The following is a 15,784-nucleotide window of genomic DNA, read 5'->3' as shown; positions in this document are numbered from 1 at the left end:
CCGGTCAAGATAACTGTCGCATGTCGTCGTTGCAATGCCAGTGCGGTACTCGTGTAGGAAAACTACACTCTGTGTCCTCCTGGCAAATGCGCCTCGACCTGCTCGGTTCTCTTGATTCTCCTTTTTAAACTTTTATTGATATGAAAAAACAAACTAGGAGCATAGCTTCTAGTTTGTACCTATTTAATTATTGGGGGATGAAATATGAATGTTTTAGTAATTGGCCGCGGTGGTCGTGAGCATGCTTTAGCTTGGAAGTTTGCACAATCTGCAAAAGTGAAAAAGGTATATGTAGCACCAGGTAATGAAGGTATGCGTGACGTTGCAACACCAGTTGATATTGATGAAAATGATTTTGATGCATTAGTTTTATTTGCCAAAGAGAATAATGTTGAATTAACTTTCGTTGGGCCAGAAATTCCACTTATGAATGGAATCGTTGATCGATTTAAAGAAGAGGGACTTCGCGTATTTGGTCCGAATAAAGCGGCTGCTGTTATTGAAGGTAGTAAAGCTTTTACAAAAGAGCTTATGAAAAAGTATGATATTCCAACTGCAGCATATGAAACTTTTACAGATTATGAAGAAGCAGTACAGTATATTCAAAAAGTTGGTGCGCCAATCGTTATTAAGGCTGACGGCTTAGCGGCTGGTAAAGGTGTAACAGTAGCGATGACGCTTGAAGAGGCATTACAGGCTGTGAAAGAAATGCTACAAGATGTAAAATTTGGTGAAGCAAGTCAGAAGGTTGTTATCGAAGAATTTTTAGATGGACAAGAATTTTCATTAATGGCATTCGTGAATGGAACAAGTGTACATCCGATGGTAATTGCTCAAGATCATAAACGAGCTTTTGATGGCGATAAAGGTCCAAATACGGGCGGAATGGGTGCATATTCTCCAGTACCACAAATTCCAGAATCAGCAGTTCAAGAGGCGATTCAGACAGTATTACATCCAACTGCTAAAGCGATGATTGCAGAAAATCGTTCGTTTACAGGTATTTTATACGCAGGTCTTATTTTAACAAATGATGGTCCAAAGGTAATTGAATTTAATGCGCGCTTTGGTGATCCTGAAACGGAAGTAGTCTTACCTCGTTTAGAAAATGATTTAGTTGATGTATGTAACGCTGTATTAGATGAAAGTGAACTAACGTTACAATGGTCAGAAGAAGCAGTTATTGGTGTTGTACTTGCTTCTAAAGGATATCCAGAAGCATATGAAAAAGGTCATATTATTAGCGGACTAGATGCCCTGCAAGATGTAATTGTTTTCCATGCAGGTACGACGATGAAACATGGAGAATTTGTAACAAACGGTGGCCGTGTCTTATTTGTTGCTTGTAAGGCAAATAGTTTACAAGAAGCGAAGGATAAAGTGTATAAAGAAATTGGTAAAATTGAGAGTGATGGTCTATTTTATCGAAGTGATATAGGATATCGTGCAATTGGGCATGAGATGACGAGAAGTTAATATGTAAAAAATCCCGCTGATTTCTCAGCGGGATTTTTTTATGCATCTTTATCTTTCTTTAATTTCCCTTTTTGCTTTGCCATTTCTCGAAGTAAATACTCGATGTGTGCATTGACGCTACGAAACTCATCATTCGCCCATTTTTCGATGACTGCGTGTAATTCAGGATCAATACGTAATGGAAAGCTTTTCTTTTTAGCCATAATTACTTATAACCCTTAGTATAGGCTTCCTGTATTAATAACTGGTTGCGCACCTTTATCTGAAACGATGGCAACTAATAAGTTGTTTACCATATTTGCTTTACGCTCGTCATCTAATTCAAGTACGCCCTCTTCGTCTAACATATGGATTGAATCTTTTGCCATCTGCACAGCACCTTCAACAATCTCTTTTCTAGCAGCTAATACTGCTTTTGCTTGTTGACGTTGTAGCATTGCATGGGCAATTTCTGTTGCGTAAGCCAAATGTGTTAAACGAGTTTCTAATACTTCTACACCAGCAATTTCAAGACGCGCTTCTAATTCGCGTTTTAGCTCTTCTGAAATTTCCTCAGTATTTCCACGTAACGTGATACAAGCTTCATCTTGGAAATTATCATAAGGATATTTTGTTGCAACGTGGCGGATTGCCGTTTCGCTTTGAATTTCTACGAATCGATCGTAATGCTCCACACCAAACATTGCTTTTGAAGAATCAACAACTTTATATACGATAACGGCTGCAATTTCAATTGGATTTCCCTCAACATCGTTTACTTTTAATTTCTTACTGTTAAAGTTTTCAACGCGTAACGATACAGTTTGACGGAATGCGAATGGAATTGTTAAAAATAAACCGTTTTGACGAATTGTTCCTAAATAATTACCGAAGAACGTAATAACTTTCGCTTGATTCGGTTGAACGATACCGATACCTGTTGCGAGAACCGCGGCTAAAATAATAGTTAATGCTGCTCCTATGAAAATTTCTTGCGCAAGGAAAAATACACCTATAGCAGCTAAAATCAAAATCCCAATAATACCGAGAAAACCATTTACGTAAAATACTTGTTTTTCTTTCATATGATCGCCTCCTGATATAAAAATGATATCACTTTTATATCATTTTAAGCAAGGGGTTTAAACCTAATTTTCTGAATCTTATTTATTGATATCTTTTATGTACGTTTTAGGGTCAAAAATAAGAATGTACGTTCTGTTTTGTGATAAAATAAAGAAGACTTAACCGCCCACTGCAGCAGCTAAGTCTCTTTGAGAGCATCTTGCGTCGTGACAAATGATTCAAAGCGGTTTTGCCAGGATTATATCTTCAATCGCTGACTCAATCTCTTTGTCAGAAGCGTCATAACTTCCATTTGACTGTGGTTTGTCATGATTGGAAGTTTGATTCACTTCTTCTTTAGCATGTCCTTTTTCAGCAAAATTCATGCTGGGCATTTTAAATGCGCCCATACTCATGAATTTTCCAAATTTACATACTTCAGCAATAGGGCAGAAACGAACAATCCCCTCTGCAATTTTCATTGCACCAAACCATAGTAAAACTTTAGACCAAGTGCACCAGGGTTTGCGTACGAGTTTAGCGGTACTACAACCGAAGAGGATAAGTCCGAGTGTAATTCGAATTAGGGCATTTATTGTTCCGATGTTTTGCTTCATTAGAAAAACACTCCTTTTTGATGAACTTCGAAATAGCAAATACTATTTCTTTTATTAGTATCCCTTGTGCTTTTGATGATATGTAATCCAACATTTGACGTTAAAAAAGATGTTGGAATGGGCGTGTGTGTAAGTAGCTTTTTTTGTTATAATGAAAGAATGCATAAAAGGAAGTTCAAAGTTAAATCCTCCCGTTTGCAAAAATATGGAAGAGGGAATTCCAAACTTAATTCTCCGTTTTAAACAAATATTTAAGATGAAGTTAAAAAAATCCTGATAAAAATAAACTGTTATTTTGAACAGAAGTATATATAAATAGAGAAAAGAAAGGGTGTTTTCATGTACGATATTTCCGGGTGGAAACATGTATTTAAGCTTGACCCAAACAAGGAGTTAAGCGATGAACATTTAGAAATGATTTGTGAATCTGGAACAGATGCTGTTATTGTAGGCGGAAGTGATGGCGTAACAATTGATAATGTATTACACATGCTAGTTAGCATTCGTAGATATGCAGTTCCTTGTGTGTTAGAGGTTTCTGATGTGGAAGCAATTACACCAGGATTTGATTTTTATTACATCCCAAGCGTTTTAAATAGCCGAAAAGTAGAATGGATAACAGGGGTTCATCATGAGGCATTGAAAGAATTTGGGGATATTATGGACTGGGACGAAATTTTCATGGAAGGATATTGTGTTTTAAATCCAGAAGCGAAAGTAGCCCAGCTGACAGATGCAAAATGTAATTTAACAGAAGATGACGTTATTGCATACGCACGTTTAGCAGACAAGCTATTACGTTTACCTATATTCTATTTAGAATATAGCGGTACGTATGGAGATATTGAGCTTGTTAAAAATGTAAAAGCAGAATTGAAACAAGCTAAACTATATTATGGCGGTGGTATTTCTAATGCAGAACAAGCGAAAGAAATGGCACAGTATGCTGATACAGTAGTTGTTGGGAACGTTATTTATGATGATATAAAAGCTGCGTTAAAAACAGTTAAAGCAGTAAAAGGAGAGTAGGTGCAGGCGCATATGAGTATGACAGATAAGTTATTAAATGGACTAAATCCACAGCAACAAAAAGCAGTACAAACAACGAATGGACCACTTCTATTAATGGCAGGTGCAGGTAGTGGTAAAACACGTGTACTAACACACCGTATTGCGTATTTACTTGGTGAAAAAGGTGTGGCGCCATGGAATGTATTAGCTATTACTTTTACAAATAAAGCTGCTCGTGAAATGCGCGAGCGTATTGATACGCTTGTCGGACCAGAAGCAGAAGATATTTGGATTTCTACGTTCCACTCTATGTGTGTACGTATTTTACGACGTGATATCGACCGTATTGGGATTAATCGTAACTTTACGATTTTAGATGCAGGTGATCAGTTAACTGTAGTAAAAAAAATTATGAAAGAGCGCAATATCGACCCGAAGAAGTTTGAACCGCGCTCTATTTTAGCGGGTATTAGTAATGCGAAAAATGAACTGTTATCTGCAGATAAATATGCAAAAAAAATTACAATGGCTGATCCATATGAAAAATTGACGAGCGATGTATATACAGAATATCAAAAGCGTCTTCTGAAAAATAACTCATTAGACTTTGATGATTTAATTATGACGACGATTCAGCTATTTGAACGTGTTCCAGAAGTATTAGAGTTTTATCAGCGTAAGTTCCAATATATTCACGTTGATGAGTATCAAGATACGAACAAAGCGCAGTATCTTCTTGTTAAACATTTGGCAGCGCGTTTTAAAAATCTTTGCGTTGTAGGTGACTCTGACCAGTCTATTTATCGCTGGCGTGGTGCGGATATTTCTAACATTTTGTCATTCGAAAAAGACTATGAGAATGCACAAGTAATTTTGTTAGAACAAAATTACCGTTCATCACAAAACATTTTGAATGCAGCTAATGCTGTTATCGAAAAAAATTCAAACCGTAAACCAAAGAAGTTATGGACAGATAATCAAGTTGGGAGCAAAATCTCGTATTACCGTGCTGCAACGGAAAAAGACGAAGCATATTTTGTTGCGAAAAAAATTCATGACGATATTCAAATGGGGAAACGAAAATATACTGATTTTGCAGTGTTATATCGCACGAATGCCCAGTCTCGTATGGTCGAGGAGATTTTCCTGAAATCTAACATCCCTTACAAAATTGTCGGCGGTACGAAGTTCTACGACCGTAAAGAGATTAAAGACATTTTGGCGTACTTACGTTTAATTGGGAATCCAGATGATGAGATTAGTTTTGCGCGAATTATTAACATGCCAAAGCGCGGAATTGGTGCTACTTCTATCGATAAAATTATTAATTACGGTGTACAAAATGGAATTTCATTAACTGCTGTATTCGATGAGATTGAGCATGTTGGAGTAAGCGCAAAAATTACAAAGGCAGTAAAAGAATTCGCAGGTTTATTACACAACTGGGTAAATATGCAAGAGTATTTATCTGTTACAGAATTAGTAGAAGAAGTTATTGAAAAAACAGGCTATCGCGAGATGTTGAAAAATGAGCGTTCTTTAGAAGCAGAAGGTCGTTTAGAGAACTTAGATGAGTTTTTATCTGTTACACAAACATTCGAATCGCAAAGTGAAGATAAGAGTCTCGTTGCATTCTTAACAGACTTAGCTCTTGTTGCTGATATTGATCGTGTAGATGAAGACCCAACTGCTGGTGAAGAAGTTATTTTAATGACGATGCACTCAGCAAAAGGATTAGAATTCCCGGTTGTCTTTATTGTTGGTTTAGAGGAAGGAATATTCCCGCATACGCGTTCTCTTATGGAAGAAGATGAAATGCAAGAAGAGCGTCGTCTTGCCTATGTAGGTATTACTCGTGCAGAAGAAGAGTTATACTTATCGAATGCACAAATGCGTACTTTATTTGGTAGAACAAGTATGAATGCAGCATCTCGATTTATTACAGAGATTCCGGCAGAACTAGTGGAACCATTAAACGAAATAGCGCCAAAGCGTGAAACTTCGTTTGGTGCAAAAGGAAGAATGACAAGCACAAGTACAAGTAAAACTACAACGACAACACGTTCTCGTTCAGCTTTCGTACGTCCGGCTGTTAAGACAACAGGCGGCGAGCAAATTGGTTGGGCAGTAGGCGATAAAGCTTCCCACCAGAAATGGGGAGTCGGTACAGTTGTAAGTGTAAAAGGTGAAGGTGATGCAAAAGAATTAGATATTGCGTTCCCAAGCCCAATTGGTATTAAACGTTTATTAGCAAAATTTGCACCTGTGACGAAACAATAGGAAAGGAATGAGGATATGTCAAAAGAAGTAGCAAAAAAACGTATAGAAGAACTACGTGATTTGTTAAATACATTTAACTATCAATATCACGTATTAGACAATCCTTCGGTTTCTGATGCGGAGTATGACCGTAATATGCAGGAGCTTATAAAATTAGAAGCAGAGAACCCAGAGTTTATGAGTGAAGATTCTCCCTCCGTGCGCGTTGGGGGAACCGTTCTTGATATATTTGAAAAAGTAACACATAAGTCACCGATGTTAAGTTTAGGAAATGCCTTTAACGAAGGGGATTTACGTGATTTCGACCGAAGAGTACGTCAAGGAATTGATGGTGCGAATGTAAGATATATATGTGAATTAAAAATTGACGGACTTGCTGTTTCACTTCATTATGAAAAAGGACGCTTTATTCAAGGAGCAACACGTGGTGATGGTGTAACTGGTGAAGATATTACCCAAAACTTAAAAACGATTAAAGCTATCCCACTTCGTTTAAATGAAGAAGTAACGTTAGAAGCGCGAGGCGAGGCTTATATGCCAAAGCGTTCATTCGTTAAGTTAAATGAAGAGAAAGAGCAAAACGGTGAAGATGTATTTGCGAATCCGCGTAATGCGGCAGCAGGTTCGATACGCCAACTTGATCCAAAAATTGCAGCAAAGCGTAACCTATCTATGTTTGTGTATGGTCTTGCGAATGTAGAAGAAAAAACAATTCCATCGCATAGTGAATCGCTTGATTTCTTAGGGGAACTCGGATTTAAAACAAATCCAAATCGCCGTACGTGTGAATCAATCGAAGAGGTTATAGCTTATGTAGAAGAATGGCAGGAGAAACGTCCGCATCTTGATTATGAGATTGATGGAATCGTTATAAAAGTAGATGATGTTGCTCTTCAAGAAAGTTTAGGGACTACAGCAAAGAGTCCAAGATGGGCGATTGCTTATAAATTCCCAGCTGAAGAAGTTGTAACGAGATTAACGGGCATTGAATTAAGTGTTGGCCGCACAGGGGTCGTAACACCGACTGCGGAGCTCGAGCCAGTACGAGTGGCTGGTACGATCGTTCGCCGTGCCTCTTTACATAATGAGGATTTAATTCGTGAAAAAGATATTCGCATTGGTGACTACGTTGTTGTGAAAAAGGCTGGAGATATTATTCCTGAAGTTGTGAACGTTATTTTTGATAAGCGTGCTGGTGAGGAAGAAGAATACCGCATGCCAACGCATTGTCCAGCATGTGAAAGTGAACTAGTTCGTTTAGAAGAAGAGGTAGCACTTCGTTGTATAAATCCAACTTGTCCGGCTCAAATTCGTGAAGGGTTAATTCATTTCGTTTCAAGAAATGCAATGAATATTGATGGACTGGGAGAGCGTGTAATTACACAGCTCTTTGATGCAGATTATATTCGTACGTTTGCAGATTTATATGCATTGACGAAAGAACAATTACTACAGTTAGAGCGTTTTGGTGAAAAATCAGCAACAAATTTAGTACAAGCAATTGATAATTCGAAGGAAAATTCATTAGAGCGATTATTATTTGGTCTTGGAATTCGCCACGTTGGAGCGAAAGCAGCACGCACATTTGCGGAGCATTTCGAAACGATGGATGCGCTTGTGAAAGCAACGGAAGAAGAACTAAAAGCAATTAATGAAATTGGTGAAAAAATGGCTCAATCCGTTGTAACATATTTTGATAATGAAGACGTATTAGAGCTATTACAACAGTTTAAAGAGTATGGCGTGAACATGACATACAAAGGTATAAAAAGTGCAGATTTACAAAATGTTGAATCTTACTTTGCAGGAAAAACGGTTGTCTTAACAGGTAAGCTAGAAGTTATGGGGCGAAGTGAAGCGAAGAAAAAGATTGAAGCACTTGGTGGAAAAGTAACAGGAAGTGTTAGTAAAAGTACGGATTTAGTTGTTGCTGGTGAAGCTGCTGGCTCGAAATTAGCACAAGCAGAGAAGCACAATGTGGAAGTTTGGAATGAAGAGAGGTTCTTACAAGAGCTGAATAAGTAAGAGGTGCAAACTTACGATGAAAAAAATAGCGTTAGCGGTATTAAGTCTAAGCCTACTTGTAAGTGGGTGTAGCATGGGTTCTAACAAAGATGAAAAAACAGTTGAGAAATCGGGGAAAGCAAAAGAGCAAGCAGTCGTCCCGAAGTACTCTATTTCGGATGAATATTATAAGACGACTGTTCCATTTGACGCAGGATCTGCACGTGGCTTAGTTGTGCAAGGATTAAATAGTCGCCTTGATGTAGATGAATTTGAAACAGGATTAATGCGTATTGCGAAAGAATCATTTAATACGAAAGATTATTTCTTTAAAGGCGGCAGCGTTCTAGATGCTCAAACTGTACAAATGCTTGTTAAAAGAAAGCGTACAGATGCTGAACAAAAGGAACTAGAGGACAAATTAAAAAAAGATGCGGTTAAATTTCCGAACATAGGGTTAAATCCAGCGTTAGGTGAAGGACCGGAGTCACTAGAAGTGAAAAATAAAAAAAATCCAATATATATTTCAAATATTTTAGAGCATGATTATTATGTGAAAAAAGGCGAGAAAGATGTTGAACTTGGTGGCATTGTAGTCGGTTTAGCGATGAATTCTGTTCAATATTTTAATGAAGAGCATGGTTATCCGCGTGAGGCTAAAATCGAGGACGAAAAAATGTTAGCTGAAGGGAAAAAAATGGCGCAAGAAATCTTGAAAGTCATGCAACAAAAAAAGCCTGAAATAAAAAATGTTCCGATTACATTTGCGATTTACCGTCAAGCTCCAAAATCTTCACTTGTGCCAGGTAATTTTGTTTCTTATGCGAATGTGGACAAAGGTAGTGAAACGGTTGAAGATTGGAAACAAATTAATGAAAAATATTATTTGTTCCCATCTGAACAAGCAAAAACAGATAATAAGCGTGAAGACCTTGCAAGGGTATCAAACTTTAAAGCCAAACTAAGTGATTATTTCCAAGGCGATTATACAGCTGTTATCGGTACTGGTATGTATAAAGATGATGAATTGAAAGAAATGAAACTTGAAATTCCTGTCCAGTTTAATGGGAAAGCAGAAATAATTGGTTTTACACAATATGTAGCAGGACTTGTTATGGAATACTTCCCGAATTACATGAAAGTACAAGTAACGATTAAATCTGTAGAAGGCCCAGAAGCTATTATTATACGTGAAGCGAAGCAAGATGAACCGCTTGTGAAAATTTTAGATTAAATATGAGAGCTGTTCCTTTATGGAACAGCTTTTTTTCTTGAGGAATTTTGTTATAATTTAAAATGTTACAAATAAGGGAATAAGGGGTAAGGTCATGGACGAACTAAGTCTTCAAGTCATTATTTTATTAATTGCATTTGGTTTTTTAGCAGCTTTTATTGATTCCGTTGTTGGAGGTGGAGGATTAATTTCGCTTCCTGCGCTTATGTTTGTTGGTTTGTCACCAGCTTCGGCAATTGCAACGAATAAATTAGCTGCAACAATGGGGACGTTTACGAGTGCCGTTTATTTTATTCGATCAGGAAAGGTCGATTTTAAAATTGTAGGAAAGTTAATCCCGTTAACTATTATTGGAGCAGTTGCAGGTGCTTTAGTAGTAAAATTTATTCCGCCGGATATTTTACGTCCATTAGTACTCGTAATGTTAGTGTTTATTGCTATTTTTATTATTTCAAAAAAAGATTGGGGAAGTGTATCTACCTATAAAAAGATGACAAAAGGAAAAACATTAATATTTTTCTTAGCTATTTTAATGATAGGGTTTTATGATGGTTTTTTTGGACCGGGGACAGGATCCTTTTTAATTTTTGCATTTTTATTAATTGGTTTGGATTTTATTCAAGCGGCAGCATCTGGAAAACTTTTGAATTTTGTTAGTAATATAGTATCTTTAATTACTTTTTTATTTTTAGATGTAATTCATTTTGAATACGGTATTATTATGGGGTTATCAATGATTTTAGGTGCTTATTTTGGATCGAAGTTTGCTATTCAAAAAGGTGTTGGATATGTAAGGACTTTATTTTTATTAGTTACTATTTTATTGATAGGGAAAAACATTTTGGAATATACTCATGTTTTGTAGATTCATACGTATGTATGAATCTATTTTTTTTATTATATTTTAAAAATTAATTAATTTTTAAAATATAAGTCTAGGAATATTTGAATAAATCTAAATTATCGTGTAGAATAATGTTGTAAAATGTAAACGTTTTTCTAAGGGGAGGCTAAAAAAATGGTAGTAGCATACAAACATGAGCCATTTACAGATTTTTCAGTAGAGGCTAACAAATTAGCGTTTGAAGAGGGTTTAAAGAAAGTAGAATCTTATCTTGGACAAGACTATCCATTAATTATCGGGGGAGAAAAAATCACTACAGAAGACAAAATTGTTTCTGTAAACCCTGCAAATAAAGAGGAACTTGTTGGTCGCGTTTCAAAAGCAAGCCGTGAATTAGCTGAAAAAGCAATGCAAGTAGCGGATGCAACATTCCAAACTTGGAGAAAGTCAAAACCAGAAATGCGTGCAGACATTTTATTCCGTGCTGCAGCAATCGTTCGTCGTAGAAAACATGAGTTCTCTGCTATTCTTGTAAAAGAAGCAGGTAAACCATGGAATGAGGCAGATGCTGATACAGCAGAAGCAATTGACTTTATGGAATATTATGCTCGTCAAATGTTGAAATTAAAAGACGGTATTCCAGTAGAAAGCCGTCCAATTGAATATAATCGTTTCTCTTACATTCCATTAGGAGTAGGTGTTATCATTTCTCCTTGGAACTTCCCATTCGCAATTATGGCAGGTATGACAACAGCTGCTTTAGTTTCTGGTAACACAGTATTACTAAAACCAGCTAGTACAACTCCTGTAGTAGCAGCGAAATTCATGGAAGTATTAGAAGAAGCTGGCTTACCAGCTGGCGTAGTTAACTTCGTTCCAGGTAACGGTTCTGAAGTTGGTGACTACTTAGTAGATCACCCTCGTACACGCTTTGTTAGCTTCACTGGATCACGCGATGTAGGTATTCGTATTTATGAGCGTGCAGCAAAAGTAAATCCAGGACAAATCTGGTTAAAACGTGTTATCGCTGAAATGGGCGGTAAAGATACAATCGTTGTTGATAAAGAAGCAGATCTTGAATTAGCTGCTAAATCTATCGTTGCATCAGCATTCGGATTCTCAGGACAAAAATGTTCTGCATGTTCTCGTGCAGTAATCCACGAAGATGTATACGATCACGTATTAAATCGTGCAGTTGAATTAACAAAAGAATTAACAGTTGCTAACCCAGCTGTATTAGGTACAAACATGGGTCCTGTTAATGACCAAGCTGCATTCGATAAAGTAATGAGCTATGTTGCAATTGGTAAAGAAGAAGGTAGAATCTTGGCAGGTGGCGAAGGAGACGATTCTAAAGGCTGGTTCATCCAACCAACAATCGTTGCTGACGTTGCAGAAGATGCTCGTCTAATGAAAGAAGAAATCTTCGGACCAGTAGTAGCATTCTGTAAAGCAAAAGACTTTGATCATGCACTTGCAATTGCAAACAATACAGAATACGGTTTAACAGGAGCAGTTGTTTCTAACAACCGTGAAAATATTGAAAAAGCACGTGAAGACTTCCACGTAGGTAACTTATACTTCAACCGTGGATGTACTGGTGCAATCGTAGGATACCAACCATTCGGTGGCTTTAACATGTCTGGTACAGACTCTAAAGCTGGTGGCCCTGATTACTTAGCACTTCACATGCAAGCAAAAACTACTTCTGAAACTTTATAAGAAATAGTAGAGGAGTTCTTCACATCCCGTGAAGAACTCTTCTTTTAAATTAGAGTGAAGAAGTGATTGTCATATATTACCTTTACTCGAAAAGTACGAGCTAAACCCTATTAATAGCGGGATAAACGTGTAAATAGAAATAAAATGACGAGAAAAATTGATTTATTAGTCACATTTTTTAGTATTCATTTTAAGAATTTCCTGTATAATACAATTTGAAAGAAAATCTATGGTTCGACAAGGGAACACTCCTTTTGGTATTGCTCACTGAAAGGAGTGTTTTTTTGTTTTAATTGAGATAGATTAAAAGTCTTGTCGTAAGAATGTTCAATAGTTAGTAGATGGAAGAAAACTCCTTAGTTAAGTGGTAGATTTTGATGATGTTTGGTATATAAGAAATAAATTTAAATTATGGTCAAAATCTTGTATAGTATATTCAGTGTTTTTATAGTCGAATATCAAGATTTTAAGTTGTTTTGTTTTAATATTAATTATTTTCTCTTAGGTTATTATTTAATGACGTATGAGAAGAAGGTATCAAAAAAATGTTACTTTCATAATAATTACGGCTATAACAATGATAGCAATTATAATTTTTGCAAGTATGAAAATCACATGTTATCCATTAACAGGAATGAGTTTCTCGGAAGCTTCTCGTACGTGTAATATTCAGTTTTTATGGAAAACTTGGACTCAATCAAAAGGTAGTAAAAATGATAAGGTACCATTGTAAATAATTAATGAGATTGTTATAGGTAGTATATGAATTTCCAAAGATAGAGAATAAACAGATGGTAAATATGATATAGTCAGAAAAAAATCCTTTTGAAAATTCAAAAGGATTTTTTTCGTTGTACAAACTCTTTTGTGCTAAGTATTTCAGCATATGTTGTATTCAAGCTTGCTAAAATTGCATTATGGATATAAACAGCCGATATAGTAGCATTTTTAAAGGAAAGATCTTTTGTAGCACAAGCATCATGTATAACGGTACAATGAAAGCCAAAATCGAAAGCAGCCCTTACGGTAGCATCAATACACATATGAGTCATCATCCCGCATATTACGACGTGTTCAATGTCTAAACGCTGTAATTGCTCTAGGAGGTCAGTTTCTCTGAAGCTATTTGGATAATGTTTGAGTATAACTGTTTCTTCTCTAAGTGGACGGACATTTTCGTGAATATGGACACCTTCTGTATTTGGTAGGAAAAAAGTAGCGTCATCTTTTATAGCTACATGTTGGATATGAAAAATAGGTTCGTTGTTCACTCTAAAGTGTTGTAGTAGTTGGTTAGCATATTCGCTTGCTTCTACTGGATTACGTAATTCCATCTTTCCATTTGGAAAATAATCATTTTGAATATCAACGAGCAAAAGGGCTGTTTTCATATATTTATCTTCCTCCGATTTCATATTCAAATAATGGTATTCAATTCGTAGAGATGAATCTCCTTTTAAAAAATATGAGGGATGAGAATTTAACATAACTATAAAAATCACTATTGTATTGTGAATTTTCATTTGGAAATTTAAATAAAGAAATAATTAGTATTTTTCTGAAAAAATATATTGACTCTTATTATTCAGAGTTCTATAATGAGAATTAATTAAACGACAATTAAATCGATACATTCTTATCCAGAGAGGTGGAGGGACTGGCCCTACGATACCTCAGCAACGGGTTTTTTTAATACCGTGCTAACTCCAGCAAGCCTATAAAGGCTTGGAAGATGAGAAGATGTGAATGAGTACATATAAGTGCTCTCCTTCTTATCTTTATGGTTGATAAGAAGGAGAGCACTTTTTATTTTACTTCAAAAGCTCTACTTCAAGTTTTTACAGCATATAGGAGGGAAGAAAATGATTTCTTTTAACAATGTAAGTAAAGTATATGAATCAGGTGGGCAATCTGTTCATGCGGTGGAGGATGTAACGTTATCAGTTGAGGAGGGTGAAATTTTTGGCATTATCGGTTTTAGTGGCGCCGGAAAGAGTACGTTATTACGCCTAGTAAACATGTTGGAAAGACCAACTGCGGGAACTATTTCAATAGATGATAAAGATATTACATCATTGTCGACGAAAGAATTACGTAAATTAAGACAAAGAATCGGGATGATTTTTCAAAGTTTTAATTTATTTAATTCAAGAACAGTGTTTGGAAATATTGCTTATCCATTAAAGTTAGCGAAAGTACCAAAGAATGAGATCGAAGAAAGGGTAAATGAACTGCTGAAGTTTGTAGGATTAGAAGATAAAGCAAACTATTATCCAGAGCAGCTATCAGGCGGACAAAAGCAACGTGTTGGGATTGCAAGAGCACTTGCAACATCGCCGGATATTCTTATATGTGATGAGGCGACATCAGCTTTAGATCCAGAAACAACGACAGAAATTTTGAACTTATTGAGGAAAGTAAATCGAGAATATAATTTAACAATTCTTCTTATTACACATGAAATGCATGTTGTGAAAGAAATTTGTCACCGTGTAGCTGTAATGGAGAAGGGAAAAGTTATTGAAGAAGGAAAACTGTTTGATGTTTTCACACAACCAAAAACAAAGACGACTCAAAATTTTGTACGTTCTGTTATTAATGATCATTTACCAGAAAGTGTTCTAGCGAAAATTCAAAACGGAGGTCAGATTTATCGACTAACTTTTACTGGTGAGGAGACAGGGCAGCCGGTACTATCATATATCGCAAAAAACTATAACGTCGATGTAAATGTACTGTACGGAAATATTATTGAACTTCAAAATGTTTTATTTGGAAATCTTCTTGTAGAATTGCAAGGTGAACAGAGAGAAATTCAAAAAGCATTACAACATCTAAGACTGCAAGTGCAGCTGAAGGAGGTAGAAGCTCATGCGAGTTGATTGGAGTATATTTTGGCCTCGCATACTAGATGCGACGGGGGATACCCTCTTAATGGTAATTGTAACCCTTATATTTGCTGCAATTCTTGGTATACCTCTAGGTTTACTTTTGTATGTAACACGTAAAGGAAACTTTTTAGAAAATAAATGGGTCTTTTCAATTCTTAATGTCATTATTAATACAATTCGTCCGGTTCCGTTCATTATCTTTTTAGTAGCTTTAAGTCCAATAACAAGAAGTGTTATCGGAACGACAATTGGAACAGCGGCAGCAATCTTTCCAATGACGTTAGTTGCATCAATTGGTATTGCTAGAATGGTTGAAACAAATCTTGTTTCTGTTCCGAAAGGGGTAATTGAAGCAGCGCAAGCGATGGGAGCTTCACCACTTAGAATTGTCTTTGAAATACTCGTGCCAGAAGCGTTAGCACCATTGATATTAGGTGTCACGTTTATGACGGTTGGTTTAATTGAATTTTCAGCAGTGGCTGGACTTGTCGGTGGTGGCGGTCTTGGTGACTTAGCGATGACATATGGTTATCAACGTTTTGATACATCAGTTATGTTTGTAACGGTCGTTTTACTTATTATTCTTGTACAGATAGCTCAAAATTTAGGAAACTACTTTGCGAAAGTCTTTTTACGCAGATCATAAAAAAGGAAGAGGGGA

The 15,784-nt window shown here is 36.3% G+C and carries 13 protein-coding genes and 1 riboswitch; of the genes, 9 read left to right on the top strand and 4 right to left on the bottom strand.

What is annotated here, in order from left to right:
- The first annotated feature begins 204 nt into the window (after positions 1–204).
- Positions 205–1,476 (top strand): phosphoribosylamine--glycine ligase, encoded by a 1,272-nt coding sequence (gene purD, locus COI75_RS03915; protein WP_098448242.1) that lies wholly within the window; start codon positions 205–207, stop codon positions 1,474–1,476.
- Between the two features lie 38 nt (positions 1,477–1,514).
- Here the strand turns inward: purD and COI75_RS03910 are convergent, their stop codons facing one another.
- The 3 genes from COI75_RS03910 to COI75_RS03900 all read right to left on the bottom strand — a co-directional run bounded on the left by COI75_RS03910 (position 1,515) and on the right by COI75_RS03900 (position 3,137).
- On the bottom strand, positions 1,515–1,679 hold the full coding sequence (locus COI75_RS03910) for a toxin-antitoxin system HicB family antitoxin (protein ID WP_001085171.1): 165 nt from the start codon (positions 1,677–1,679) through the stop codon (positions 1,515–1,517).
- Between the two features lie 15 nt (positions 1,680–1,694).
- Positions 1,695–2,540, bottom strand: a complete 846-nt coding sequence (locus COI75_RS03905; RefSeq protein WP_000660672.1) for an SPFH domain-containing protein — start codon at positions 2,538–2,540, stop codon at positions 1,695–1,697.
- 219 nt (positions 2,541–2,759) lie between these two features.
- Complete coding sequence (locus COI75_RS03900; RefSeq protein ID WP_000812335.1) at positions 2,760–3,137, bottom strand: YgaP family membrane protein; 378 nt, start codon at positions 3,135–3,137, stop codon at positions 2,760–2,762.
- 339 nt (positions 3,138–3,476) lie between these two features.
- On the opposite strand from COI75_RS03900, the gene COI75_RS03895 reads away from it, so the two are divergent.
- The 6 genes from COI75_RS03895 (at position 3,477) to pruA (ending at position 12,232) form a co-directional block, all read left to right on the top strand.
- Entirely contained in the window at positions 3,477–4,166 is a 690-nt protein-coding gene (locus tag COI75_RS03895; RefSeq protein ID WP_000272079.1) for a heptaprenylglyceryl phosphate synthase, read from the top strand.
- A 12-nt stretch (positions 4,167–4,178) separates the two neighbouring features.
- On the top strand, positions 4,179–6,428 hold the full coding sequence (pcrA, locus tag COI75_RS03890) for a DNA helicase PcrA (protein ID WP_141535081.1): 2,250 nt from the start codon (positions 4,179–4,181) through the stop codon (positions 6,426–6,428).
- Between the two features lie 15 nt (positions 6,429–6,443).
- Positions 6,444–8,453 (top strand): NAD-dependent DNA ligase LigA, encoded by a 2,010-nt coding sequence (ligA, locus tag COI75_RS03885; protein ID WP_098381056.1) that lies wholly within the window; start codon positions 6,444–6,446, stop codon positions 8,451–8,453.
- Between the two features lie 16 nt (positions 8,454–8,469).
- Complete coding sequence (locus COI75_RS03880; RefSeq protein WP_000717055.1) at positions 8,470–9,666, top strand: CamS family sex pheromone protein; 1,197 nt, start codon at positions 8,470–8,472, stop codon at positions 9,664–9,666.
- A gap of 94 nt (positions 9,667–9,760) precedes the next feature.
- Positions 9,761–10,531, top strand: coding sequence for a TSUP family transporter (locus tag COI75_RS03875; RefSeq protein ID WP_000343984.1), 771 nt, complete (start codon positions 9,761–9,763; stop codon positions 10,529–10,531).
- Positions 10,532–10,684: 153 nt separating this feature from the next.
- Positions 10,685–12,232 carry an L-glutamate gamma-semialdehyde dehydrogenase gene (gene pruA, locus COI75_RS03870; protein WP_000259541.1) on the top strand — a complete coding sequence of 516 codons (1,548 nt, stop codon included), beginning with the start codon at positions 10,685–10,687 and terminating at the stop codon, positions 12,230–12,232.
- An 833-nt stretch (positions 12,233–13,065) separates the two neighbouring features.
- Here the strand turns inward: pruA and COI75_RS03860 are convergent.
- Entirely contained in the window at positions 13,066–13,647 is a 582-nt protein-coding gene (locus COI75_RS03860; protein WP_000834171.1) for a cysteine hydrolase family protein, read from the bottom strand.
- 218 nt (positions 13,648–13,865) lie between these two features.
- Positions 13,866–13,971: riboswitch (SAM riboswitch) on the top strand.
- A 123-nt stretch (positions 13,972–14,094) separates the two neighbouring features.
- Between COI75_RS03860 and COI75_RS03855 the strand changes: the two genes are divergently transcribed.
- On the top strand, positions 14,095–15,114 hold the full coding sequence (locus COI75_RS03855; RefSeq protein WP_098448240.1) for a methionine ABC transporter ATP-binding protein: 1,020 nt from the start codon (positions 14,095–14,097) through the stop codon (positions 15,112–15,114).
- Positions 15,104–15,769, top strand: a complete 666-nt coding sequence (locus tag COI75_RS03850) for a methionine ABC transporter permease (protein ID WP_001261853.1) — start codon at positions 15,104–15,106, stop codon at positions 15,767–15,769. The genes COI75_RS03855 and COI75_RS03850 overlap by 11 nt, the downstream gene beginning before the upstream one ends.
- Positions 15,770–15,784: the final 15 nt, after the last annotated feature.

The sequence above is a fragment of the Bacillus cereus genome (genome assembly GCF_002564555.1).
Lineage (GTDB): Bacteria > Bacillota > Bacilli > Bacillales > Bacillaceae_G > Bacillus_A > Bacillus_A cereus_K.
Note: the sequence above shows the minus strand (reverse complement) of the source record. Positions and strands in the feature narration are given on the sequence as shown.